Origin of the sequence: Streptomyces sp. NPDC050658 (assembly GCF_044457025.1) — a bacterium.
Classification (GTDB): domain Bacteria; phylum Actinomycetota; class Actinomycetes; order Streptomycetales; family Streptomycetaceae; genus Streptomyces.
Genome location: NZ_JBITGM010000002.1, coordinates 1025754 through 1048847, shown reverse-complemented (window position 1 = coordinate 1048847; position 23094 = coordinate 1025754). Strand labels below are relative to the sequence as shown.

The 23094-nt window shown below is 71.9% G+C and carries 24 protein-coding genes; 13 read left to right on the top strand and 11 right to left on the bottom strand.

Annotated elements, in window-relative coordinates; translation table 11 throughout:
- Nucleotides 1-20: 20 nt before the first annotated feature.
- Genes ACIBKX_RS11455 through ACIBKX_RS11445 form a run of 3 tightly spaced genes read right to left on the bottom strand, consistent with a single transcriptional unit; the run spans nt 21 to nt 3132 of the window.
- Complete coding sequence (locus ACIBKX_RS11455) at nt 21-1244, bottom strand: FAD-dependent monooxygenase (protein ID WP_399375728.1); 1224 nt, start codon at nt 1242-1244, stop codon at nt 21-23.
- 35 nt (nt 1245-1279) lie between these two features.
- The gene (locus ACIBKX_RS11450; RefSeq protein ID WP_363277065.1) at nt 1280-1900 is read right to left on the bottom strand and encodes a peptidase; all 621 of its coding nucleotides are present in this window, start codon (nt 1898-1900) and stop codon (nt 1280-1282) included.
- Nucleotides 1901-1917: 17 nt separating this feature from the next.
- Entirely contained in the window at nt 1918-3132 is a 1215-nt protein-coding gene (locus ACIBKX_RS11445) for a pyridoxal phosphate-dependent aminotransferase (protein ID WP_363277064.1), read from the bottom strand.
- Nucleotides 3133-3216: 84 nt separating this feature from the next.
- Here ACIBKX_RS11445 and ACIBKX_RS11440 point away from each other — a divergent pair, with 84 nt between their 5' ends.
- Nucleotides 3217-3855, top strand: a complete 639-nt coding sequence (locus ACIBKX_RS11440; RefSeq protein ID WP_363277063.1) for a helix-turn-helix domain-containing protein — start codon at nt 3217-3219, stop codon at nt 3853-3855.
- Nucleotides 3856-3892: 37 nt separating this feature from the next.
- Entirely contained in the window at nt 3893-4813 is a 921-nt protein-coding gene (locus ACIBKX_RS11435; RefSeq protein WP_363277062.1) for a HipA family kinase, read from the top strand.
- A 122-nt stretch (nt 4814-4935) separates the two neighbouring features.
- Here ACIBKX_RS11435 and aceB read toward each other — a convergent pair whose 3' ends face one another.
- On the bottom strand, nt 4936-6555 hold the full coding sequence (gene aceB, locus ACIBKX_RS11430) for a malate synthase A (RefSeq protein ID WP_363277061.1): 1620 nt from the start codon (nt 6553-6555) through the stop codon (nt 4936-4938).
- Nucleotides 6556-6781: 226 nt separating this feature from the next.
- Entirely contained in the window at nt 6782-7393 is a 612-nt protein-coding gene (locus tag ACIBKX_RS11425; RefSeq protein WP_363277060.1) for a nucleotidyltransferase family protein, read from the bottom strand.
- A 226-nt stretch (nt 7394-7619) separates the two neighbouring features.
- Between ACIBKX_RS11425 and ACIBKX_RS11420 the strand changes: the two genes are divergently transcribed.
- The gene (locus ACIBKX_RS11420; protein ID WP_363277059.1) at nt 7620-7931 is read left to right on the top strand and encodes a DUF5955 family protein; all 312 of its coding nucleotides are present in this window, start codon (nt 7620-7622) and stop codon (nt 7929-7931) included.
- A 104-nt stretch (nt 7932-8035) separates the two neighbouring features.
- Here the strand turns inward: ACIBKX_RS11420 and ACIBKX_RS11415 are convergent, their stop codons facing one another.
- Entirely contained in the window at nt 8036-9502 is a 1467-nt protein-coding gene (locus ACIBKX_RS11415) for a PLP-dependent aminotransferase family protein (RefSeq protein ID WP_363277058.1), read from the bottom strand.
- A gap of 106 nt (nt 9503-9608) precedes the next feature.
- Between ACIBKX_RS11415 and ACIBKX_RS11410 the strand changes: the two genes are divergently transcribed.
- The gene (locus ACIBKX_RS11410) at nt 9609-10130 is read left to right on the top strand and encodes a universal stress protein (protein WP_363277057.1); all 522 of its coding nucleotides are present in this window, start codon (nt 9609-9611) and stop codon (nt 10128-10130) included.
- An 11-nt stretch (nt 10131-10141) separates the two neighbouring features.
- Here the strand turns inward: ACIBKX_RS11410 and ACIBKX_RS11405 are convergent, their stop codons facing one another.
- The gene (locus ACIBKX_RS11405; RefSeq protein WP_363277056.1) at nt 10142-10786 is read right to left on the bottom strand and encodes a response regulator transcription factor; all 645 of its coding nucleotides are present in this window, start codon (nt 10784-10786) and stop codon (nt 10142-10144) included.
- A complete protein-coding gene (locus ACIBKX_RS11400; RefSeq protein WP_363277055.1) occupies nt 10783-11997 on the bottom strand; it encodes a sensor histidine kinase in 1215 nt (404 codons plus the stop codon). Before ACIBKX_RS11400 ends, ACIBKX_RS11405 begins: the two co-directional genes overlap by 4 nt.
- 213 nt (nt 11998-12210) lie before the next feature.
- On the opposite strand from ACIBKX_RS11400, the gene ACIBKX_RS11395 reads away from it, so the two are divergent.
- Both ACIBKX_RS11395 and ACIBKX_RS11390 read left to right on the top strand, forming a co-directional pair.
- Nucleotides 12211-13290, top strand: a complete 1080-nt coding sequence (locus tag ACIBKX_RS11395; RefSeq protein WP_363277054.1) for an ABC transporter permease — start codon at nt 12211-12213, stop codon at nt 13288-13290.
- On the top strand, nt 13287-14006 hold the full coding sequence (locus ACIBKX_RS11390) for an ABC transporter ATP-binding protein (protein WP_363277053.1): 720 nt from the start codon (nt 13287-13289) through the stop codon (nt 14004-14006). Before ACIBKX_RS11395 ends, ACIBKX_RS11390 begins: the two co-directional genes overlap by 4 nt.
- Nucleotides 14007-14112: 106 nt before the next feature.
- Here ACIBKX_RS11390 and ACIBKX_RS11385 read toward each other — a convergent pair whose 3' ends face one another.
- Nucleotides 14113-14928 carry an IclR family transcriptional regulator gene (locus tag ACIBKX_RS11385; RefSeq protein ID WP_363277052.1) on the bottom strand — a complete coding sequence of 272 codons (816 nt, stop codon included), beginning with the start codon at nt 14926-14928 and terminating at the stop codon, nt 14113-14115.
- 361 nt (nt 14929-15289) lie between these two features.
- On the opposite strand from ACIBKX_RS11385, the gene allB reads away from it, so the two are divergent.
- Together allB and alc are read left to right on the top strand one after the other, a co-directional pair.
- Nucleotides 15290-16624 (top strand): allantoinase AllB, encoded by a 1335-nt coding sequence (gene allB / locus ACIBKX_RS11380; RefSeq protein WP_363277051.1) that lies wholly within the window; start codon nt 15290-15292, stop codon nt 16622-16624.
- A 5-nt stretch (nt 16625-16629) separates the two neighbouring features.
- Nucleotides 16630-17745, top strand: coding sequence for an allantoicase (alc, locus tag ACIBKX_RS11375; protein WP_363277050.1), 1116 nt, complete (start codon nt 16630-16632; stop codon nt 17743-17745).
- Between the two features lie 58 nt (nt 17746-17803).
- Here the strand turns inward: alc and ACIBKX_RS11370 are convergent, their stop codons facing one another.
- Nucleotides 17804-18559, bottom strand: coding sequence for a 3-oxoacyl-ACP reductase family protein (locus tag ACIBKX_RS11370; RefSeq protein ID WP_363277049.1), 756 nt, complete (start codon nt 18557-18559; stop codon nt 17804-17806).
- Between the two features lie 200 nt (nt 18560-18759).
- On the opposite strand from ACIBKX_RS11370, the gene ACIBKX_RS11365 reads away from it, so the two are divergent.
- From ACIBKX_RS11365 to ACIBKX_RS11350, 4 genes are all read left to right on the top strand, one after another.
- Nucleotides 18760-19371: a dihydrofolate reductase family protein gene (locus tag ACIBKX_RS11365; protein WP_363277048.1), complete on the top strand. Its 612-nt coding sequence runs from the start codon at nt 18760-18762 to the stop codon at nt 19369-19371.
- Between the two features lie 130 nt (nt 19372-19501).
- Nucleotides 19502-20407, top strand: a complete 906-nt coding sequence (locus tag ACIBKX_RS11360) for a DMT family transporter (protein ID WP_363277047.1) — start codon at nt 19502-19504, stop codon at nt 20405-20407.
- A gap of 51 nt (nt 20408-20458) precedes the next feature.
- The gene (locus ACIBKX_RS11355) at nt 20459-20836 is read left to right on the top strand and encodes a hypothetical protein (protein WP_363277046.1); all 378 of its coding nucleotides are present in this window, start codon (nt 20459-20461) and stop codon (nt 20834-20836) included.
- A 103-nt stretch (nt 20837-20939) separates the two neighbouring features.
- Complete coding sequence (locus ACIBKX_RS11350; protein ID WP_363277045.1) at nt 20940-21368, top strand: ribonuclease; 429 nt, start codon at nt 20940-20942, stop codon at nt 21366-21368.
- Between the two features lie 46 nt (nt 21369-21414).
- Here ACIBKX_RS11350 and ACIBKX_RS11345 read toward each other — a convergent pair whose 3' ends face one another.
- Complete coding sequence (locus tag ACIBKX_RS11345; protein WP_363277079.1) at nt 21415-21621, bottom strand: hypothetical protein; 207 nt, start codon at nt 21619-21621, stop codon at nt 21415-21417.
- A 173-nt stretch (nt 21622-21794) separates the two neighbouring features.
- Between ACIBKX_RS11345 and ACIBKX_RS11340 the strand changes: the two genes are divergently transcribed.
- Entirely contained in the window at nt 21795-23045 is a 1251-nt protein-coding gene (locus ACIBKX_RS11340; RefSeq protein WP_363277044.1) for a histidine kinase, read from the top strand.
- Nucleotides 23046-23094: the final 49 nt, after the last annotated feature.

The window sequence follows — 23094 nt, the reverse complement described above, 5'->3', positions numbered from 1 at the left end:
CGGGACCCCGACAGAGCCCCTCACCGCTTCAGCTCGCGCCCCCCGAACGCCCCGCCGCCGTCCGCCTGCTTCCACCACGTCTCCAGCGCCGTCTGGTCCATGGCGCGCCACGGCGGCGTCTCCTCCACCAGCGCGCGCCCGAGGCGCCGCCCCAAATCGACCATCGCCGCGCCCGCGACGGTGCGGTCGGTGTCGTACGTGTCCAGGGCGTCCGGCCAGTTGGTCGCCGTGGCGAAGGCGGACTCCAGGACCGTCGCGTCCTGCAGCGCCTTGACCGCGCCCGCCCCGGTGTGCGGCCGGGCGACGGTCGCCGCGTCGCCCATCAGGAGCACCCGGTCCGCGGTGTAGCGGGGCGCCGTGAAGTCGTACATGGGCTGGAGGAAGAGCTCGTCCGGAGTCGTCGCGCGGACGAGGTCTCCCCAGTACGGCGGCAGCAACTCGTCGTGCACGTAACGGAGATGGGAGCTCAGGGCCTCCGTGAGGCCGCCCGGCGGCAGACTGGTCGGCGCGGTGAGCCGCAGGTCTCCGCCGAGCCCCAGGTCGAGGTCGGCCGGCGGCGCCGTGTAGAGCACCCAGTTGACGCGGTGGCCGCCGGCCCCGTCGGGGATGCGGTAGACGATGAGATGGCCGCCCGCGAAGACGACGTACACACAGTCCTCGGTCGCCCACGGCCCAGGGTCCGCGAGGCGGGACTCGGGGTACGCGCCCCGCCAGGCGAGATAGCCGGCGTACGTGGGACGCACCCCGTCGAACGCGGCCGCGCGCACCGCCGAGCGGTAGCCGTCCGCGCCGATCACCAGATCCACCCGCTCGGTGCCCTCCGCGGTGTGGATCTCGGCGCCCTCGCCGCCCGGCCGCACCGCCTGCACGGCGACCCCCGGCCGGAACACCACGGATGCGGGCACCCGGCGGCGCAACTCATGCCACAGGGGACCCCAGTTGTACGTGCGGAAGGGGAACGGCATCATGCCGATCTCGTGCCCCAGCGGCCCCGCCGCCCGGTCCCGTACGTACCAGCGGCGCCGCACCAGTCCCACCCAGGGCATGTCGGCGTCCATGTATCCGGCCGAATCCAGCTCCGCGTACCGGGAGTTGTGCACCGCCAGACCGACCCCGCGGTCCGCGAGATGCCCCGCGGCCCGCTCGTACACCGTGATCTCGTCGGCGCCACCGCGGTGCGCGGCGAGTGCGGCGGCGCATCCGGCGATGCTTCCACCCACGATGGCGACCCTGCCTCCACGCATCATCGCGCCATCCTGGCAGGAAGGGTGACCCGCTGTCAGTGAAGGGAAACCCCGCGTCCGGCGAAGAACGGCTCGAATGCGTCGGGCGTCAGGTCCGCGGTCCGGGTCCCCGCATTGATCCCGGAGGGATTGTGCAGATGCAGGCCGCCGTCCGCGGAACGTCCCGTGACCAGCACCAAGTGGCCGCCGCGGCCCGGCGAGGGGCGGTGCGGGCGGCGGATCTCGTAGTGCACGGAGGCCAGCACCGAGCGCCCCTCGTCCAGCAGGGCGAGGATCTCGTCGACCGCGAGGTGCCGGTGCACCGTGGCGTTGACGCCGTGCTCTTCGCGTACGTAGTCGGCGAAGGGCGCGTAGATCAGGCCCCGGATCGTGCCGTCGGCGGCGTCCTCCGTGTAGGCGCCGTACTTCAGCGCCCCGTCCCGCAGCTCGAAGAGGGTCGGCGCGGACGGGCCGAGCGCCATCTTCAGGCAGGTCAGTCCGCACAGATGGCCGCACCAGCGGGCGTAGTCGTCGAGGGTCGCCGCGCCCGATTCCCGCCAGGCCGGGTCGGCGGCCCGGTCCAGTTCGCCGTACACGATCCGCTCGACGAGGTCGGGCGAGGCGAACTGGGTGAGCGAGGGAACCCGGCAGGTGGAACAGGTGGGACTGAGAGACACGCGACCCCCGACTGCTGTCATGACTGGCGGTATCCGCTGAGGAAGCGGCCGATGCGGCTGATCGCCGCGTCGAGATCGTCAGCGTAAGGGAGGGTGAGGATGCGGAAGTGGTCGGGGCGCGGCCAGTTGAAGCCCGTGCCCTGGACGACCTGGATCTTCTCCTGGAGGAGCAGGTCGAGGACGAACTTCTCGTCGTCGTGGATGGCGTGCACCTTGGGGTCGAGGCGCGCGAAGGCGTAGAGCGCGCCCTTGGGCTTCACGCACGAGACGCCGGGGATCTCGTTGAGCTTCTGCCACGCCATGTCGCGCTGCTCGTGCAGCCTGCCGCCGGGCGCGGTCAGCTCGCGGATGGACTGCCGGCCGCCGAGCGCGGCCTGGATGGCGTACTGGGCGGGGGCGTTGGGGCACAGCCGCATGGAGGCGAGCATGGTGAGGCCCTCCAGGTAGTTCTTGGCGTGCTGCTGCGGCCCGGTGACGACCAGCCACCCCGACCGGAATCCCGCCACGCGGTACGTCTTCGACAGTCCGCAGAAGGTCAGGACGACCAGATCCGGGGCGAGGGCGGCGACGCTGTGGTGCACGGCGTCGTCGTACAGGATCTGGTCGTAGATCTCGTCGGCGAAGACCATCAGGCCGTGCCGGCGCGCGAGGTCGAGGATGCCTTCGAGGACCTCCTTGGGATACACGGCGCCGGTCGGGTTGTTCGGGTTGATGATCACGACGGCCTTGGTCCGGTCGGTGATCTTCGACGCCATGTCGTCCAGGTCCGGGTACCAGTCGGCGGACTCGTCGCACACGTAGTGGACGGCCTTGCCTCCGGAGAGGGTCGTCACGGCCGTCCAGAGGGGGAAGTCCGGGGCGGGGATGAGGATTTCGTCGCCGTCTTCGAGCAGCGCCTGGACGGCCATCGTGACCAGCTCGGAGACGCCGTTGCCGAGAAAGACGTCGTCTACGGAGACCTCGTCCAGGCCGAGCGCCTGGTACCGCTGCGCGACGGCGCGCCGGGCGGACAGGATGCCGCGCGAGTCCGTGTAGCCGTGCGCCTGGGGGAGCATCCGGATCATGTCCTGGACGATCTCCTCGGGCGCCTCGAAGCCGAACAGCGCCGGATTGCCGGTGTTCAGCCTGAGCACGCTGTGGCCCGCCTCCTCCAGGGCGTTGGCGTGCTCGATGACCGGACCCCGGATCTCGTAACAGACCTCGCTGAGCTTGCTGGACTGCCGGAACTCCATGCGCTGTGCCTCCCGTGACGTGAGTTACTTGGTTTTACCAAGCTGGAGCTTGGAAAGTCCAACAACTTGCATAGACTGCGTCGCATGCCACCCGCACCCAGGTCCCGCCGAAGCTATGACCAGTACTGCGCCGCCGCCCGTGCCCTAGACGTCGTGGGTGACCGCTGGACCCTCCTGATCGTCCGCGAACTCCTGGTCGGCCCGCGCCGCTACACCGATCTGCACGCCGATCTGCCGGGCGTCAGCACGGACGTCCTCGCGTCCCGGCTCAAGGACATGGAGCGCGAGGGCCTGACGACGCGCCGCAAGCTGCCGCCGCCGGCGTCGGCGTACGTGTACGAACTCACCGACCGGGGCCGCGACTTGCTCCCCGTCCTCCAGGCGCTCGGCTCCTGGGGCGCGCCCGCACTCCAGGACCGCAGGCCGACGGACGCGGTCCGCGCCCACTGGTTCGCACTGCCGCTGCTGCGGAGCCTGACGGGTCTTGGGGCGGAGGGTGTGGTGCGGGTCCGGCTGCCGGAGGGCGAGTTCCATGTACGCGTGGGGGCCGGGGGAGAGGCGTACGGCGAAGGCCCGGCGGACGCGGACGCGGAACTCGCCCTGGACGCCGAGACGTGCGTGGCCGTGAGCCGGGGCGCGCTGACGGTGGGGGAGGCGGTACGGGAGGGACGCGCGGAGGTCGCGGGCGACGGGGTGCTGGCGAAGGCCCTGCGGGAAACCTGATCGTGGGTTGTCGGACCCTCGGCATACAGTTGCCGGTGTGCTGCGTGAAGTGACTGCCGTCCGGTATGTGAACCCCCTGCGGGCCGGGGGGTCCGTGCCCGGAGTCGTCGAGGCCGACGACCTCGGGACGTACGTCGTGAAGTTCACCGGGTCCGCGCAGGGCCGCAAGGCGCTGGTCGCCGAGATCATCGTCGGCGAGCTGGCCCGCCACCTCGGACTCCGTTTTCCCGAGCTGGTCCTGGTCCACTTCGACCCGGCGGTCGCGGCCGACGAGCCGCACCAGGAGGTCCAGGACCTGCTGCGGGCCAGCGCGGGCCTGAACCTGGGGATGGACCTGCTGCCGGGCGCCGCGGACTTCACCCCGGAGGCCCTGGACGTGGACCCGCTGGAGGCGGGCAAGGTGGTGTGGCTCGACGCGCTGACCGCGAACGTCGACCGCACGGTGCACAGCTCGAACCTGATGGTCTGGCCGACGTTCGGCACCCACGAGCCCCACCTGTGGCTGATCGACCACGGCGCGGCCCTCGTCTTCCACCACCGCTGGGGCACGTCGGAGCCGGACAAGGCGTACGACTTCCGCCACCACGCGCTCGGCGGGTACGGCCCGGACACGGTGAAGGCCGACGCGGAACTGGCGCCGCTGGTCACCGAGTCCGCCCTGCGCGAGATCGTCGCCCTCGTGCCGGACGCCTGGCTGGCCGACGAGCCGGGCTTCGCGACTCCGCAGGACGTACGGGATGCGTACGTCGGCTATCTGCTGGCCCGCGCCCGTTCCTCCGCCGCCTGGCTGCCGCGGGACTTCCCCAGCCGGGGCGAGCTGGCGGAGGCGGACGCGCGGCGGGCCGCAGCCACGGAGAAGGGGCGCCCGGCCTGGCTCAAACGGGTGCCCGATCTGCACGGGAAGCCCGCGGCGGAACAGGACTGGTCGAAGCATCTGTCGACCGGCGGCAAGGACTGACCGTGCTGAGGAGCGGGGGCGAGCGCCGCTTCGGGCTCGCCTGACGTGACACGCACTCCGCCCCCGGCGCTGTGCGGTGCCGGGGGCGGAGTGGGGAACGTACAAAGAACGTACGAGAGAGGTCAGCGCAGCTGCTCGTAGGCAGGCAGCGTCAGGAAGTCCGCGTAGTCCGCGTCCAGGGAGACCTGGAGGAGGAGGTCGTGGGCCTGCTGCCACTTGCCGGCCGCGAAGGCCTCCTCGCCGATCTCGGCGCGGATCGCGTCCAGTTCCTGCGCGGCGACCTTCCGGGCCAGGTCCGCCGTCGCCGTATTGCCGTTCTCGAAGACGACGCCCGCGTTGATCCACTGCCAGATCTGCGAGCGGGAGATCTCCGCGGTGGCCGCGTCCTCCATGAGGTTGAAGATCGCGACGGCCCCGAGTCCGCGCAGCCACGCCTCGATGTAACGGATGCCGACCTGGACGGCGTTGACCAGACCGTCGTAGGTGGGCTTCGCGTCGAGGGAGTCGATGGCGATCAGGTCGCCGGGGGCCACGGAGACGTCCTCGCGGAGGCGGTCCTTCTGGTTCGGCTTCTCGCCGAGGACCGCGTCGAAGGACTTCATCGCGATCGGGACCAGGTCGGGGTGGGCCACCCACGAGCCGTCGAAGCCGTCGCCGGCCTCACGGTCCTTGTCGTTCTTGACCTTCTCGAACGCGACCTTGTTGACCTCCGCGTCCTTGCGGGACGGGATGAACGCGGCCATGCCGCCGATCGCGTGCGCGCCGCGCTTGTGGCAGGTGCGGACGAGGAGCTCGGTGTACGCCCGCATGAAGGGGGCGGTCATCGTGACCAGGTTGCGGTCCGGCAGGACGAACTTCGAGCCGCCGTCACGGAAGTTCTTGACGATGGAGAAGAGGTAGTCCCAGCGGCCCGCGTTCAGGCCGGAGGCGTGGTCGCGCAGCTCGTAGAGGATCTCCTCCATCTGGTACGCGGCCGTGATCGTCTCGATGAGGACCGTGGCCCGGACCGTGCCCTGGGGGATGCCCACGTAGTCCTGCGCGAAGACGAAGATGTCGTTCCAGAGGCGCGCCTCCAGGTACGACTCCGTCTTCGGGAGGTAGAAGTACGGGCCCTTGCCGAGCTCGACGAGCTTCTTCGCGTTGTGGAAGAAGTAGAGCCCGAAGTCGACGAGCGCGCCGGGCACCGGGGTGCCCTCGAACTGCAGGTGACGCTCGTCCAGGTGCCAGCCGCGGGGCCGCATGACGACGGTGGCGAGCTGGTCCGCGTCCTTCAGGGCGTACGACTTGCCGCTGCGCTCGTCGGTGAAGTCGATGCGGCGGGCGTAGGCGTCCGACAGGTTGACCTGGCCGAGGACGACGTTCTCCCAGGTGGGGGCCGAGGCGTCCTCGAAGTCGGCGAGCCAGACCTTGGCGCCCGAGTTCAGGGCGTTGATGGTCATCTTGCGGTCGGTCGGGCCCGTGATCTCGACGCGACGGTCGTTCAGGGCGGCGGGCGCCTCGGCGACGCGCCACGAGTCGTCCGCGCGGATCGCCGCCGTCTCCGGCAGGAAGTCGAGCGTGGAGGTGCGGGCGATCTCGGCGCGGCGCTCGGCGCGCCGGGTCAGCAGCTCGTCACGGCGGGGCGTGAAGAGCCGGTGCAGCTCGGCCACAAAGGCGAGGGCCGCGTCCGTCAGGACCTCCTCCTGCCGCGGCAGAGGCTCCGCGTCGACGATGGCCAGCGGGGACTGCGCTGGTGCGGACATGAGCTGTCACTTCCTTCAGCGAGCTTCACGCGCAGGTGCCGTGGCTGCCGCCGGGCATTCGGGTGACACTCAGTGCCACAGGAGCCGAGATACGGCCGCGGGCCCCACGTGAGGGAACGGGTGCTTCTGAACAGTGGATACTAGTTTCCTCATGGTGGAAGTTCAATCGTTTGTTGACGTCGAGATTCTCCTCATCAACAGAACGTGTCGCTGAGTGCCATGCCGGTCACTCCAAGTGGACCAGGTCGGCGGGGGTGTCGATGTCGTATGCACGGGCCACGTCCCCGCACTCCACGAGCACGACATCCCCGGCGTGTTCCTTCAGATAGGCGCGGGCCCCGCGGTCGCCGACCGCGCTCGCCTCGATGCCGGCCCAGTGGGCGGCGCCGAAGAGCACGGGGTGACCACGCTCACCCTCATAGGCGGCCGCCGCCAGCGTCGACGGCGAGCGGTACGCGCCGCGCACGCGGGCGATCGCCTCCGGGCCGATCCCCGGCTGGTCGACCAGCGAGACGAGCGCGGCGCCCGCGTCCGTGCCGCGCAGCGCCGCGAGCCCGGCCCGCAGCGAGGAACCCATCCCTTCCTCCCAGTCCGGATTGTCGATCAGTACGCAGCCGGGGAGTACGGCCCTTTCGCGTACGAGATCGGCGTCCGCGCCCAGCACCACGTGGACGCGCGTGCAGCCGCCCTCGCGCAGGACACGGACCGCGTGCTCCACGAGCGGGCGCCCATGGTGGTCGAGCAGCGCCTTCGGGCGACCGCCGAGGCGCCGGCCGCCCCCGGCGGCGAGGAGCAGCCCGGCGATCTCGACGGGACGGGGATTCTGCGGGTTCGTCATGGCCCCTTGCATACCGCACAGCATGCCGCGCGGGCGCGTTCCGCGCGGTCCGGACAACTTCAGGAGCCGCCTTCCGGCCGGAAAGTGGCGCGCCCCGCTTCTCGTGGCGTTTACTGGCCCGCGTCCCCCTGGTGCCTGACCAACGCCGGGGCGGGGCGTTCTGAAGGACCTGTAAGACCTGCACGGGAAAGAAGCATGCGCACGACGGCGTGCGAGGGGGAGAGCTGTGTTGCGGAGCGTGGGGCAGAGGCGATTGACCGGCAGCGACGAGGATCCGCGCGTCGCGGAGCTGCGGACCGCGGTGGCGCGGCTGCGCCGCGAACTCGCCGCGCACCCGGCGGAGTTCCCCGACCGGGGCATAGCCGAGGAGGAGCTGGCGGCGCTGGCGGCCATGGCGGTGACCGGCGCCCCGGAGGTGCCTCGGCTGCGGCGCTCGTTGCTGTTGGTGGCGGGGGCGATCGGCTCGGTGAGCGCTTTGGCGACGGGCCTCGCGGCCGTCCGGGGTGCGGTGGAGCTGTTCGGCGAGCGGCAGTCTTAGCTGCTTCCGCCCTCGGTTGTGCCCACCCGTTCCGCACGGCGGAACGGGTGGGCACAACCCATGGCGCCGGGTGCCGATGGCGGGGCGGTGCGTGGACGGCCGGTTCAGGCCACCCAGTGCCGAGGCGCTCCGCCCGCCGGGTGGGTCAAGCCGCCGCCGAGCGCCGCCGCCAACCTCTGCACCGCCTCCTCGCCCAGCGGCGACGGCAGCGTATAGGGAATCCGCAGCCGGTGCTCGTGCGTGCCGGGGTCCGCCCCGAAGCGGGCCCCGCCCTCGATCCGCACCCCGTGCTCCAGCGCCGCCGCGGCCAGCGAGGAGGCGATCGGCCGGCCCAGGTCCACCCAGAGGGAGAGACCGCCCGGCGGCAACGTCCAACGCCACTCCGGGAGATGGCGGGACAGCGCCGCGCCGAGCGCGTCCCGCTGCGCCCGCAGCCGGGGCAGCCGCTCCCGCAGCACCTCGTCCATCCCCTCGACCAGATGCAGCGCCACCAGCTGCTCGATCACCGGCGTCGACATGTCGGACGGCACCCGCGCCGTCGCCAGCTCGGTGATCAGCCGTGACCCCGCCCGCACCCACCCGATGCGCAGCCCGCCCCAGTGCGTCTTGCTCAACGACCCGACGGTGACGACCTGTTCACCGACCCCGTGCGGCGCCAGCGAGGCGAATGGCGCGGGCGGCGGCCCGTCGAGCGCGATGTCCGCGATCGTCTCGTCGATCAGCAGCCAACTGCCGGTGGCGCGCGCGGTCTCCAGGATCCGCACCCGCTGCTCCCGGGGCATCAGGCTGCCGGTCGGATTCTGGAAGTCCGGCACCAAGTAGGCGATACGGGGCGCCGCCTGACGGAGCGTCGACTCGACGAGGCCGGTGTCCCAGCCGGCGTCGGTGACCGGCACGGGCGTGGCGCGCAGCCCCGCGCGGCGGATCGCGTCCAGGGCGTTGGGGTACGAGGGGTTCTCCACCAGCACCCGGTCGCCCGGCCTGCCGAGCAGGGTCAGCGTGAGGGAGAGCGCGTGCTGGGCGCCGGTGGTGATGAGGATCTGGTCGGGGATGGTCGGAAGGCCACGCCGCGTGAACCGCTCGGCGACCGCCGCCCGCAACTCCGGGAGACCGTAAGGGTGGTAGCCCGGCGTCGACGCGTGCCGGGGCAGCGCCGCACCCGCCGCGGCCAGCGCCTCGCCCAGCTCCGCCTCCGGCGCGCCGGGTGCCGCCACCGCCAGGTCGAGCACGCCGTCCCCGGCGGGGAACGCGGCCACGCTGGCCGGCCGCCGTCCCTCGGGCAGCTCGGTCCAGGTGCCCGCGCCGCGCCTGCTGCGGGCGAAGCCGCCCTCGCGCAGCACGTCGTACGCCGCCGTGACGGTGGCCCTGCTGACGCCGAGCGCCGTGGCGAGTTCTCGCTCGGCGGGCAGTCGGGTGTGCAGCGGGATACGGCCGTCCAGGAGCAGGGTGCGTACGCCGTGGGCGAGCGCGCGGTAGCCGGGGTGCTCCCCGGCGGTGCCGGTCACCAGTGCGGCCAGCTGCCTGCTGCCCAGTCTCCGGTCCACATCGTGGATCGCTCGGACGTCTGCCATGCCACCTCCCGCTGATTGGCCCTGCTGGCCAGGCCAATCAGCGTACAGACTCGGGACCGGTACGCCGCATTGGCCTGATGCGGCCTGCGAACGGGAGGTGTTCGGCGTGGGAGCGCGGGTTGTCGTCGCAGTGAGCGGATCGCTGGCGAGTCTCGCGGCGCTGCGGGCGGGGGCGCGGGAGGCGCGGCGCGCCGGGCTCGTCCTGGTCGCGGTGATCGCCTGGGAGCCGCCGGAGGGCGAGGGGCTGTACGCGAAGAGACCGGACCGGGCCTGGGCGGAGCAGTGGGAGACGGCGGCGCGGGAGAGCCTCGACCGGGCCTTCGACGAGGCGTTCGGCGGGGTGCCGCAGGGGGTCACGGTCGAACGCCGGGTGGTGCGGGACCGGCCGGGGCGGGCGCTGTGCGGGCTCGTCTCTGGCGCGGACGATCTGCTCGTCCTCGGCGTCCGGCGCCGTTGGAGCAGGATCAGCCGATACGTCCATGCGCATGCCGGCTGCCCGGTGATGGCGGTGCCGGGCCCCTGGGTTCCGAAGCATGCTCGGCGCACCTTGAGGCGGCTCAGCGTGGCGGACTTCGTCCGGCCCGCGATGTCGCCCGCCGAGGTCGGGCTTGACCGGCGGCCGGGCTGAGGGCAGGCGCGCTATGCCCGCCCCGCGGCCCTGATCAGGCCCCGCCCCGTGGCCGCCGCCACCGCCGCCGTGCGCGAATCGACGCCCAGCTTCGAATAGATGTGCACCAGATGCGACTTCACCGTCGCCTGGCTGAGGAAGAGCTGCTTGCTGATCTGCTGGTTGGAGAGGCCGTCGCGGACCAGTCGGAGCACCTCCAGTTCGCGCAGGCTGAGCGCTTCTCCGGGGGCCCGCATGCGGTCCATCAGGCGGTGCGCGATGGCGGGGGCGAGCGCCGACTGGCCGGCCGCCGCCGTGCGGACCGCCGCGGCGAGTTCCTCCGGCGGCGCGTCCTTGAGGAGATAGCCCGCCGCGCCCGCCTCGACCGCGGCGAGGATGTCCGCGTCCGTGTCGTACGTGGTGAGGACCAGGACGCGGGGCGCGCCCGGCACGGCCGTGATCTGGGCCGTGGCCTGCGAGCCGTGCAGCCCCGTGCCGAACTGGAGGTCCATCAGGACCACGTCGTACGCGCCGGTGGCGGCGAGCGCGACGGCCTCTTCCGCGGTCGGCGCCTCCGCCATGACGGCGAAGTCCGGTTCCGTGTCGAGGACGGCGCGCAGCCCCGCGCGGACCACCGGGTGGTCGTCGGCGAGCAGCAGCCGGATGGGGGACGTCACAGTGCGGCCTCTCCTGGAGCGGGGGCGGGAGCGGGCACCGGAAGGGGCAGCGTGACCGCCACCGCCGTGCCCTGCCCCGGCGCCGACTCGACGCTCAGCGTCCCGCCGAGCGAGCGCGCCCGCGACCGCATGGCCGGCAGCCCGAAGCCGCCGTCGCCGCGCGGCGCGGACGCCGGGTCGAAGCCGCGCCCGTCGTCGACGACGTCCAGGCAGACCGAGGTGTCCATGAAGCTGAGGGTGATCTCGGCCCGGTCCGCCGCCGCGTGCCGGACGGTGTTCGCGAGCGCGGACTGGGCGGTGCGGAGCAGGGCGACCTCGTACGGCGTGGGCAGTTCGGTGGGCGTGCCGCTGACCGAGAACTGGACCTTGGTGCCGTGCGCCGACGCCGAGAGCCGCTCAAGGGCCCCGGCGAGCGAGCCGTGCTCCAGGTCCGGCGGGCTGAGCGCGCGCACGAACCTGCGGGCCTCGGCGAGATTGTCCTGCGCGGCGGTGCGGGCCTGCTCGATGTGCGGGGCGGCGGCGGAACCGGCGGGCAGCGCGCGCTGGGCGGCGCGCAATAGGAGCTGGATGGAGGAGAGCCCCTGCGCCAGGGTGTCGTGGATCTCGCGTGCGAGGCGCTCGCGCTCGGCGAGGGTGCCCGCGGTGCGCTCGGCGGCGGCGAGTTCGGCGCGGGTCGCCATCAGCTCGTCGATCAGCCGGCGGCGGTGCTCGCTCTCCCGGTACAGCGCCTGGTACCCGAGGACCGTGGCGACCGCTACGGCGGCGCCCAGCGGCGGTCCGATGAAGGTGCCGGGGGAGACGGGCGAACTGTGCAGCAGGAAGCTCGCGATGGCGGCCACGGCGGTCAGCGCGACCGTGGGCAGAGCCCAACGGATCGGCAGCAGATGCAGCTGGAGGAAGTACAGCGGGAACGCGGCCCAGAGCCCGTCGGGGGACAGTGCAAGGAGCATCACCCAGGTGACGCCGAGCGCCGCGAGCCACACCGCCGCCGCGCGCTGCGAGCGGGCCACGGCCGGGCTGAGCGTGCCCGCCGCGTAGACGGCCCCCATCGTCAGTACGGCCGTCACGACCGCCGCCGCGTGCGGTGTGCCGTCGGCGAGGGCGCGGGCGGCGGGCAGTGCGAGCAGTCCGGCGAGCAGGGCGTGCAGGCAGAGCCGCAGGACGAGCGCGACGGGGGTGCGCTGCGCGGCGGTCGTCGGCACGGCGTTCATGGTCACTTCCCACGGGTGTGGTCGCCGCCGGTGTCGGACGGGATTCTCAGGAGGGCACGGGCCCCGGAGCCGGGGCATGGCCCCATCCAGCGTAGGCGGACGCCCGGAGTTTCCCGTCAACCGAAAGTTTGAAAGCGGGCTCCCTCCTTCGATTCGGGTGAAGCGTGCTGTGGCGCGATGCCCGCGGGTACGGTGCGGACGCAGGGTGGAGCCATGTTCGTCGCATGGAGAGACCTACGGTTCGCCAAGGGGCGGTTCGCCCTGATGGGAGCCGTCGTCGTGCTCATCACTCTGCTCGTGGGACTGCTGTCGGGACTGACGGCGGGGCTCGCCAAGGAGAACACCTCCGCGATCACCGGCCTGCCCGCCGACCGCCTCGCCTTCGCCGCGCCGCCGGACGGCCGGTCCGTCTCCTTCACGCAGTCCCAGGTGGAGCGGCGCGCGTGGGAGAGCTGGGCGGACCGGCCCGGCGTACGGTCCGCCGAGCCCATCGGGATCAGCACGCTCAACGCCACCGCCGGTGACCGCTCGGCCGCCGTGTCCGCCTTCGGCGTCGAGCCGGACGCGGGCATCGCTCCGGACGGCGTCGCTCCGGGGCAGGTGGTGCTCTCCACGAAGGCCGCGGCGGATCTCGGTGCCGGGCCCGGTGACGAGGTGCGGCTCGGCAGTGTGACCGAGCGGGTCGCGCGGGTCGCGTCGAATGCGTCGTACAGCCATACGCCCGTCGTCTGGACCGCGCTCGACGACTGGCAGGCGCTTGGTCACCGGGGTACGTCCATGGACGACCAGGCGACGGTCGTCGCGCTGCGTACGGGAGACGGGGTCGACGTCCCGGCCGGGGACAAGGAGGCGGGGACGGAGACCAAGTCCCTCGACGGGGCGCTCACCGCGATCGGCTCCTACCAGGCGGAGAACGGTTCGCTGCAGCTGATGCGGGGCTTCCTCTTCGTGATCTCCGCGCTGGTGATAGGGGCGTTCTTCACCGTGTGGACAATCCAGCGCGCCGGGGACATCGCGGTCCTCAAGGCGCTGGGGGCGTCCACGCCGTACCTCCTGCGGGACGCGCTCGGGCAGGCGGTGCTGATGCTGGCCGTGGGGACGGCGCTGGGTACGGGGATCGCGGCGGCGGTCGGTTCCGTGATCAGCGGCGGCGACGTCCCGTTCGTGCTCGAACCGTCGACCGTCCTGTGGCCCGCGGCCGTGCTGATCGCCCTCGGGGCGCTCGGGGCGGGCCTGTCCGTCCGGCGGATCACCGCCGTCGATCCGCTGACCGCGCTGGGGAGTGCCCGATGAGTCTGTCCCTCGAAGACATCACGCTGACGTATCCGGACGGCGACGGCCGCCTGACGGCACTCGACGGCGTAGGCCTGGAGGTCCCGGCGGGGACCCTGACGGCGGTCGTCGGCCCGTCCGGCTCCGGGAAGTCCAGCCTGCTGGCGGTGGCGGCGACGCTGGTGACGCCGGACCGGGGGCGGGTGGTGGTCGACGGCACGGAGACGGGCGCGCTGTCCCGCGCCGAACGCGCCGAGCTGCGGCGCCGCCGCCTGGGCATCGTCTTCCAGCAGCCGAACCTGCTGCCGTCGCTGACGGCGCTGGAGCAGTTGCAGCTGATGCCGCATCTGGACGGTGCGGCGGGCCGCCGCAGGCGCTCTGAAGTCCGGGACAGGGCAAGGGAGTTGCTGTCCGTCGTCGGCCTCGCGGACCTCTCCCACCGCCGCCCGCACCAACTGTCGGGCGGCCAGCGCCAACGGATCGGCATCGCACGCGCCCTGATGAACACCCCGGCGGTCCTGCTGGTCGACGAGCCGACCAGCGCGCTGGACCACGAACACGGGGCAGCGGTCCTGGACCTGCTCTCCCGCCTCACGAGGGAGCGGGACACGGCGACGGTCCTGGTCACGCACGACAGGGCGCGGCTGGCCGTCGCCGACAGGGTGGTGGAGATGGTGGACGGCCGGCTGGGGGCCACTACGGGGGATCCATTCCCCGACCCTGCGCCTTCCCGATGACTCCCGACCCCGCCCCTGCGCGATGACTCCCGAACCCGCCCCTGCCCGACAGCTGAAGGCTCCGCCCCCCTGCTGTGGGGGCGGAGCCTTCGCGTGCGGTGCGGAACTACGCGGCCGGACCCGAACTCGCCAGCGCCGCGGAGAGTTCCACCGCCACTTCCTGCAACACCGGGACGATCTTCTCGACGGCCGTCTCCGTCACCCGGCCCGCCGGGCCAGAGATGGAGATCGCCGCTGCCGTGGGGGAGTTGGGGACCGAGACGGCCAGGCAGCGGACCCCGATCTCCTGTTCGTTGTCGTCGACCGCGTAGCCCGCCCTGCGGACCTCCTCCAGCGCGTCGAGGAAGCCCTCCGGTGTCGTGATGGTCTTCTCCGTGGCGGCCGGCATTCCGGTGCGGGCGAGCAGGGCCCGGACCTCCTCCGGCGGCGTGTGCGCCAGGAGCGCCTTGCCCACGCCCGTCGAGTGGGGCAGGACCCGGCGGCCGACCTCGGTGAACATCCGCATGGAGTGCTTGGACGGCACCTGCGCGACGTACACGATCTCGTCCCCGTCGAGCAGCGCCATGTTCGCCGTCTCGCCGGTCTCCTCGACCAGGCGGGCGAGGTAGGGGCGGGCCCAGGTGCCGAGGAGGCGCGAGGCCGACTCGCCGAGGCGGATCAGGCGCGGGCCCAGTGAGTAGCGGCGGTTCGGCTGCTGGCGTACGTAGCCGCAGGCGACCAGCGTGCGCATCAGGCGGTGGATCGTGGGGAGCGGAAGTCCGCTGCTGGCCGACAGCTCGCTCAGACCGACCTCGCCCCCCGCGTCCGCCATCCGTTCAAGGAGGTCGAAGGCGCGCTCGAGGGACTGGACACCACCGCTGGCAGCGGGCGGCTTGGAGGCGGCGACTTCGGTGGAGGCGTCGCTGGCGCTTGACGTCGGCACGGCGCAGTCCTTTCGGGGCTGACGGGCAAGGCAGCAGCCTACCGGGCGGTTCTTCTCCGGGTCCTGCGACCGCCCTGCCGTCTTCGCCGGTCAGGGGGCCTTTGTCCGCTTCTCCGCAGTAACGGCCGGTGATCGCTTGACGGTCCGGTTGTGCGTAGCTACGTTCACGCTTTCGGAATTCTAATTCCACTTTGTGGAAACGTCCAGTGTGCTCCAGGTGACCTCTTGACGGCTCGCGATCGGACGTGAAGACTCTTTCAACAGAACGTTGAATTCCGTTTAGCGGAACCGAAAGGTCTGTGTAGCGGAAAAGAACGAACAGCAGACGACTGACCACAACAGCGAAGAGAGGGCGTTGAGGGTGGACGTTGAACTGGTGCTGCGCTCGACCCGAGTGATCACCCCGGAGGGCACCCGCGCCGCGTCGGTCGCGGTCTCCGGCGGGAAGATCACGGCCGTGCGGGCGTACGACGCCGATGTGCCGGCCGGCGCCCGGCTGGAGGACTTCGGCGACGACGTGCTGCTTCCGGGCCTCGTGGACACGCACGTCCACGTGAACGACCCGGGCCGCACCGAGTGGGAGGGTTTCTGGACCGCGACGCGCGCCGCGGCCGCCGGTGGCATCACCACCCTCGTCGACATGCCGCTCAACTCCCTGCCGCCGACCACCACCGTCGACAACCTGCGCACCAAGCAGGACGTCGCCCGCACCAAGGCGCACATCGACGTCGGCTTCTGGGGCGGCGCCCTGCCCGACAACGTCCGGGACCTCAAGCCCCTGCACGAAGCCGGGGTCTACGGCTTCAAGTGCTTCCTGTCGCCGTCCGGCGTGGATGAGTTCCCGCACCTGGACCAGGACCAGCTCGCCACCTCCATGGCCGAGATCGCCGGCTTCGGCGGCCTTCTCATCGTGCACGCCGAGGACCCGCACGAGCTGGACGCGGCCCCGCACAACAGCGGCCCCAAGTACGACGACTACCTCGCGACCCGCCCCCGTATCTCCGAGGACGTCGCGATCAAGGGCCTCATCGACACCGCCAAGCGGCTCGGCGCCCGCGTCCACGTACTGCACCTGTCCTCGTCCGACGCCCTGCCGCTGATCGCCGCCGCCCGGAGCGAGGGCGTCAAGCTCACCGTCGAGACCTGCCCGCACTACCTCACGCTCACCGCGGAGGAAGTCCCGGACGGGGCGAGCGAGTTCAAGTGCTGCCCGCCGATCCGCGAGGCCGCCAACCAGGACCTGCTCTGGGCCGCGCTCGCCGACGGCACCATCGACTGCATCGTGACGGACCACTCCCCGTCCACCGCGGACCTCAAGACCGACGACTTCGCGACCGCGTGGGGCGGCATCTCCGGGCTCCAGCTCAGCCTCCCCGCGATCTGGACCGAGGCCCGTAAGCGCGGCCACAGCCTCGAGGACGTGGTGCGCTGGATGTCGACGCGCACCTCCGAACTGGTCGGACTGGACCAGAAGGGCGCCATCGAGGCCGGCCGCGACGCCGACTTCGCGGTCCTCGCGCCCGACGAGACCTTCACCGTGGACCCCGCGGAGCTGCAGCACCGGAACCGAGTCACGGCGTACGCGGGCAAGACCCTCAGCGGCGTCGTGAAGTCCACCTGGCTGCGCGGCGAACGCATCCTGCACGGCGGCGAGTTCAGTGAACCCGCAGGCCGACTTCTGGAAAGGAACAACTGACCCCCGTGACGTCGATCCCCTCCTTCACCGGTGACGCCAGCCCCTACGGCGGCGGCGACCCGTACGCGGACTACCGCACCGCCGACTTCCCCTTCACCCAGTACGCCAACCTCGCCGACCGGCAGCTCGGCGCCGGTGTGATCGCCGCCAACGACGAGTTCTTCGCGATGCGCGAGAACCTGCTCCTGGCCAACGCCGCCGAGTTCGACCCGGAGCACTTCGGGCACAAGGGCAAGGTCATGGACGGCTGGGAGACCCGCCGCCGCCGCGGCGTCTCCGCCGAGCACCCGTGGCCGACGGCCGAGGACCACGACTGGGCGCTCGTACGCCTCGGCGCGCCCGGCGTCGTACGCGGCATCGTCATCGACACCGCCCACTTCCGCGGCAACTACCCGCAGGCCGTCTCCGTCGAGGCCACCTCCGTCGCCGGTTCGCCGACGCCGGAGGAGCTGCTCGGTGACGACGTGAAGTGGACGACTCTCGTGCCCCGCACGGCGGTTGGCGGCCACGCGGCGAACGGCTTCGCCGTGGACGTCGAGCAGCGCTTCACGCACCTGCGGATCAACCAGCACCCGGACGGCGGCATCGCCCGCCTGCGTGTGTACGGCGAGGTCGTCGCCGACCCCAAGTGGCTCGCCGCCCTCGGCACGTTCGACGTGGTCGCGCTGGAGAACGGCGGTCAGGTCGAGGACGCCTCCGACCGCTTCTACTCGCCGGCCACCAACACCATCCAGCCGGGCCGCTCCCGCAAGATGGACGACGGCTGGGAGACCCGCCGCCGCCGCGACACCGGCAACGACTGGATCCGCTACCAGCTGGTCGCCCAGTCGGAGATCCGCGCCGTCGAGATCGACACGGCGTACCTCAAGGGCAACTCGGCGGGCTGGGCGTCCCTTTCGGTACGTGACGGCGAGGACGGCGAGTGGGTCGAGGCGCTGCCCCGCACCCGCCTGCAGCCCGACACGAACCACCGGTTCGTCCTTGACACCCCGGCGATCGGCACGCACGTCCGCATCGACATCTTCCCGGACGGCGGCATCTCGCGGCTGCGGCTGTACGGCTCCCTGACGGAGTCGGGCGCGACCGCCCTGACGGCCCGTCACCAGGAGCTGGGCGGCTAGCTTTTCCGGCCGCGGCGGAGGGGCCGGACCCCGGCCTCTCCGCCGCGCACGCGCTTCGCTACGCCGTGTACCCCCCGTCCGCCACCAGCTCCGCCCCCGTGATGAACCCCGCCTCGTCCCCGGCCAAGTAGGCGACGAGCGATGCCACTTCGTCCGGGGAGCCGAAGCGGGCCAGCGCCGTCGCCGTCCGCTGCGGCTCGGCGAAGGGGCCGTCCGCCGGGTTCATGTCCGTGTCGATGGCTCCGGGGTGCACGACGTTCACCGTGATCCGCCGCCCCGCGAGCTCCCGCGCCAGCGGCTTGCTCATCCCGGCGAGGGCGGCCTTGCTCATCGCGTACAGCGTCCCTCCCGGCCCGCCGGCGAACCGCGCGAGCGCCGACCCGGTCGAGATGATCCGGCCCCCGTCCGCCAGCCGCCCGGCCGCCGCCTGAGACGCCAGGAAGACCGCGCGTACGTTGACGTCGAGCACCCGGTCGACATCGGCGAGCGTCAAGTCCCCGATGGGCCCGAGCACTCCGACGCCCGCGTTGTTCACCAGGATGTCCAGGCGCCCCAGATCGTCCGCCGCGCGCTCCACCGCGCCCGCGGCATCCCCGGGATCCCCCGCGTCCGCCTTGATGGCGAAGCCGCGCCGCCCGGCCGCCTCGATCTTGGCGACGACGTCGAGAGCGGCGGCCTCCTCCTTGACGTACGTGATCGCCACATCGGCACCCTGCTGGGCCAGCCGCAGGGCGATGGCGGCGCCCATGCCGCGGCTGCCGCCGGTGACCAGGGCCGCCTTGCCGGTGAGCGAGGAAGACGAAGACGTGTGCATGGCTGTACTGACCTCAATCCTGAGATAGCGGGATATTGCATGTCATCTGCGTGCAAGAGGTGCTTGCGTGTTCAATGAAAGCGGCCCGCGGTCCCCGTCGCTGGCGGGAATTGGACAGCGAACTCCGATGACTTCCGGGCGGGCGAGCGGTCTCAGTAGGTGAAGAGCAGAGAAGCGAACCGAAGCGAAAGGCCGCCGCCATGAAGCTCACGCTCACCGAGTTCCAGACCCTCGACGGAGTCATCCAGGCGCCGGGCGGCCCCGAGGAGGACGGCAGGGGCGGCTTCGAGCACGGCGGCTGGTCCGTGCCGTACGACGACGAGGACTTCGGCCGGTTCATCAACGACGTCTACGACCGCACCGACGCCTTCCTGCTCGGGCGGCGCACCTACGAGATCTTCGCCTCGTACTGGCCCAAGATGACCGATCCCGCCGACCCGGTGGCCTCCCGGCTCAACACGCTGCCCAAGTACGTCGCCACCACCACCCTCACCGGTGCGGACTGGGCGAACACCCACCTCATCGGCCGTGACGACCTCGCCAAGGACGTGGCCCGCCTCAAGGAGCAGCCCGGCCGCGAGATCCAGATGCACGGCAGCGCCGGCCTCGCCAAGTCCCTCCTCGCGCACGACCTGATCGACACGATCCACCTGCTGACGTACCCCGTGGTGCTCGGCACGGGAGTGCGCCTCTTCGGCGAGGGCGGCCTGCCCACCGCGTTCCGGAACGCCGGGACGAGTACGACCTCCACGGGCGTCGTCATCAGTACGTACGAGCGCGCGGGGCGCCCCGAGTACGGCAGCTACGTATAGCCGGACCGAGATGATCCGCCCCGCTTGATCTGGTCGGCGCGACCCCCGCCGGATACGGTGATCGCCTCAGGTGAGAGCCGCCGAAGTCTCCACACCGCCACATCCGCAGGAGACTTGGAGACCGCGCCCCGTGTCGACGCTCACCGCTTCCGCCGCGCCCACCGCGCGCCGCGCCTGGCTCACCGATCTGCCCGTCCTGCTGGTGGCCGTCGTCTGGGGCGCCAGTTATCTCGCGGCCAAGGGCATCACCACCACGCACACGGTCGTCGCCGTACTGGTGCTGCGCTTCGGCATCGTGCTGCCCGCGCTGGTCGCGGCGGGCTGGCGCGGCCTGCGGGCGCTGACCGCGGCGCAGTGGCGCGGGGCGGCGACGCTCGGGCTGATCCTCGGCGGGATCTTCCTCCTGGAGACGTACGGCGTCGTCCACACCTCGGCGACCAACGCGGGCCTCATCATCAGCCTCACCATGATCTTCACGCCGCTCGCGGAGGCGGCGGTCACCCGGACCAGGCCGCCGCGGGCGTTCCTCGCGGCGGCGGGACTCTCCGTGCTGGGCGTGGTCCTGCTGACCCAGGGCGGCGGCTTCACCACACCCTCGCCGGGCGACGGCCTGATGCTGCTCGCCGCGCTCGCCCGCACCGTGCACGTCCTCGCGATGTCCCGCATCAAGTCGGTCGAGGGGGCCGACTCGCTCTCCCTGACCACGGTCCAACTCGGCTCCGCCGTCCTCGTGTTCGCCCTCCTCGCCGGAGCCGGCACGGGAGCGTCGCCCTGGTCCGTCGCCGCGGACTTCGGCGTACGCGAATGGGCGGGCCTGCTCTTCCTCGCCGTGTTCTGCACGCTGTTCGCCTTCTTCGTGCAGATGTGGGCGGTCCGCAGAACCTCCCCGTCGCGCGTGAGCCTGCTCCTCGGCACGGAACCGCTGTGGGCGGCGGCGGTGGGCATCGCCCTGGGCGGCGAACGGCTCGGTGTGGTGGGAATCGTGGGAGGTGTGCTGGTTCTGGTCGGGACCAGTTGGGGGCGTGGGGCGCGGTGATACGTTCCGTGCTCGTCCGAGAAGTCGATCAAGGAACGGGGAGAGATCGAAATGGGAGACTTCGAGCGGAAGTTCGGCAGTCGCGCGGAGGCCAGCCGCAACTGGGGGTACCTGCTGCTGTTCGGGGCGGTCATGATCTGGGCCGTGCTCGCATGGCAGTTGATGGCGCCGTTCGACGGAGAGGACGGCCGGTACTCCGGCACCCGGTGCGAGTCGGTGCTGTTCTACGAGGGTGACGCCCCGACCTGGGAGGCGGCCGAGACGCAGCGCGAGTGCCACGCCGAGCGCCGGTGGCCCGAGATGCTGGCCTGGCTGGGGCTCTCGATCCCGCTGTCGGTCGGCGGCGCCGTGCTCTACACCAGCGGGACCACCAGCCTGCGCATACGCGAGTACATGGCCGAACATCGCATCGCCGCGGAGCGGAACTGACGGAGGAACAACCGCCTTCGGGCGGTTAACTCTCGGTAACTCCCGGAAAATTCACCGCACTTGTCGTTGACACGCCAACCTCTACGCGCGTCACACTGGACCCATGCGAATCCCCCCACGAATCCTCGGCGTCACCGCCCTCGCCGCCGCCCTGCTCGTCGGCGGCCCCGTCGCGGTCTCCGCGAACGCGGCCCCGGCCCAGGCCCCGGCCCCCGTCTCGATATCGGCGTCGCACTCCGTCGCCGCCGTCGGCGACATCTGCTACTCCGCCCTGCCCTCCCAGGCGCACGACACCCTCGACCTGATCGAGGCGGGCGGCCCCTACCCGTATCCGCAGGACGGCACCGTCTTCCAGAACCGGGAAGGCCTCCTGCCCTCGCAGAGCTCCGGCTACTACCACGAGTACACGGTCAAGACCCCCGGCTCCGACGACCGCGGCGCGCGCCGCGTCGTGACCGGAGAGGCCAGCCAGGAGGACTACTACACGGCCGACCACTACGAGTCGTTCGACCTGGTCGACTACGACTGCTGAGGTGTCGGCGACGACAGTTCCCTAAGGCCTGTCCGCCGGACAGGTCCTAGCGTCTCTTCCGGCTCTCCGCGGCCGCGAACAGCGCGAACGCCAGCACGACGAGTGTGACGCCCGCGTAGATCTCGTAGCCGTCGAGGAACCCGATCCGCCGTACGAGACCGAAGCCGTGCAGCCAGCCCGTCAGCTCGTGCACGACGGCCGCCGCGCCCTGGATCAGGAGAAGAACGCCGAAGATCTCCAGTGCCTGCTTCATGCCTGCCTGTTTCATACGACAGAGCCTCGCCCTGTGGCCTCCCCACGCACATCGGCCACGGGGCGAGGCTTCTTCCCGCCCGCCCCTCCCAAAGTCTCGACCTGCGCGACTTTCGTAGCCGATCACGTCCACGGGACGTCCGGCGCCCGCCGCGGTGCGTAGATTTGTCGACCATGAGCGGCAATGACCCCACGACCCGGACCCACCCCTTGGCCAGGAGTCCGTGGGCGCTGCCGTCGGCCGTCCTCGCCGAGCTCGACCCGGACCGCGGCACGGGGCGCAGGCCCCGGCGCACCCTGCGCGACTGGCTGGTCGACTTCGCCTGCTTCTTCGCGGCCGTCGCCATCGGCCTGGTGGCCGCCGACTCCGTCGACGGCAACCCGCACCTCTCCCGCTCCGCCGCGGAGCTCGATCAGCTGATCGGCGCGCTCGCCTGCGCCACGGTGTGGCTGCGCAGACGGTGGCCGGTCGGCCTCGCCGTCGCGATGGTGCTGGTCAGTGTCGTCTCCGACACGGCGGCCGGTGCCGCCGCGGTGGCGCTGTTCACCCTGGCCGTGCACCGTCCTTTCCGGTACGTCGCCTGGATCGGCGGGGTCTCGATCGCGATCGTGCCGCTCACGTACTGGCTGCGGCCCGACGCCGAGCTGCCGTACCTGGTGGTCGTCATCGTCGGCGTACTCGTCAACTCCGCGGTCATCGGCTGGGGCATGTTCGTCCGCTCCCGCCGGCAGCTCCTGCTCAGCCTGCGCGACCGCGCCATCCGCGCCGAGAACGAGGCCGCGCTCCGCGCCGAGCAGGCCCAGCGGCTCGCCCGCGAGGACATCGCCCGCGAGATGCACGACGTGCTCGCCCACCGCCTGACCCTGCTGAGCGTGCACGCGGGCGCCCTTGAGTTCCGCCCCGACGCGCCACGCGACGAGATCGCCCGCGCCGCCGGTGTCATCCGGGAGAGCTCGCACGAGGCGCTGCAGGACCTGCGGCAGGTGATCGGCGTGCTGCGCGGCGGCGACGGCGAGGCCTCGGGCCGCCCGCAGCCGACCCTCGCAGCGCTCGACGCCCTGGTCGCAGAGGTGCGCGAGGCCGGCATGAAGGTGGCGCTCGACCAGCGGGCCGGTGACACCGCCGAGGTGCCCGCCGCGATCGGCCGCACCGCCTACCGCATCGCCCAGGAGGCCCTGACCAACGCCCGCAAGCACGCCCCCGGCGCCGAGGTGAGCGTCGTCGTGTCCGGCGCACCCGGCGAAGGACTCCGTGTCGTCGTACGCAATCCGGCGCCGCCCGGCGACGTCCCGCACGTGCCGGGCTCCGGCCAGGGCCTGATCGGGCTCACCGAGCGGGCCTCGCTCGCGGGCGGAACCCTGCGACACGGCCGCACACCGGACGGCGGCTTCGAGGTCGGCGCCTGGCTGCCGTGGGCGCGGTGACGGCCGCCGGGTCCGGCATCCGACCAACGTCCCCGACCTCGTTACGGTA

Excerpts from the sequence above, each read along its gene's own strand:
- ACIBKX_RS11455 (WP_399375728.1), bottom strand. The coding sequence starts at position 1,244 with ATGCGTGGAGGCAGGGTCGCCATCGTGGGTGGAAGCATCGCCGGATGC.
- ACIBKX_RS11445 (WP_363277064.1), bottom strand. The coding sequence starts at position 3,132 with ATGGAGTTCCGGCAGTCCAGCAAGCTCAGCGAGGTCTGTTACGAGATC.
- ACIBKX_RS11440 (WP_363277063.1), top strand. The coding sequence starts at position 3,217 with ATGCCACCCGCACCCAGGTCCCGCCGAAGCTATGACCAGTACTGCGCC.
- aceB (WP_363277061.1), bottom strand. The coding sequence starts at position 6,555 with ATGTCCGCACCAGCGCAGTCCCCGCTGGCCATCGTCGACGCGGAGCCT.
- ACIBKX_RS11425 (WP_363277060.1), bottom strand. The coding sequence starts at position 7,393 with ATGACGAACCCGCAGAATCCCCGTCCCGTCGAGATCGCCGGGCTGCTC.
- ACIBKX_RS11415 (WP_363277058.1), bottom strand. The coding sequence starts at position 9,502 with ATGGCAGACGTCCGAGCGATCCACGATGTGGACCGGAGACTGGGCAGC.
- ACIBKX_RS11400 (WP_363277055.1), bottom strand. The coding sequence starts at position 11,997 with ATGAACGCCGTGCCGACGACCGCCGCGCAGCGCACCCCCGTCGCGCTC.
- ACIBKX_RS11395 (WP_363277054.1), top strand. The coding sequence starts at position 12,211 with ATGTTCGTCGCATGGAGAGACCTACGGTTCGCCAAGGGGCGGTTCGCC.
- ACIBKX_RS11390 (WP_363277053.1), top strand. The coding sequence starts at position 13,287 with ATGAGTCTGTCCCTCGAAGACATCACGCTGACGTATCCGGACGGCGAC.
- ACIBKX_RS11370 (WP_363277049.1), bottom strand. The coding sequence starts at position 18,559 with ATGCACACGTCTTCGTCTTCCTCGCTCACCGGCAAGGCGGCCCTGGTC.
- ACIBKX_RS11365 (WP_363277048.1), top strand. The coding sequence starts at position 18,760 with ATGAAGCTCACGCTCACCGAGTTCCAGACCCTCGACGGAGTCATCCAG.
- ACIBKX_RS11355 (WP_363277046.1), top strand. The coding sequence starts at position 20,459 with ATGGGAGACTTCGAGCGGAAGTTCGGCAGTCGCGCGGAGGCCAGCCGC.
- ACIBKX_RS11350 (WP_363277045.1), top strand. The coding sequence starts at position 20,940 with ATGCGAATCCCCCCACGAATCCTCGGCGTCACCGCCCTCGCCGCCGCC.
- ACIBKX_RS11345 (WP_363277079.1), bottom strand. The coding sequence starts at position 21,621 with ATGAAGCAGGCACTGGAGATCTTCGGCGTTCTTCTCCTGATCCAGGGC.
- ACIBKX_RS11340 (WP_363277044.1), top strand. The coding sequence starts at position 21,795 with ATGAGCGGCAATGACCCCACGACCCGGACCCACCCCTTGGCCAGGAGT.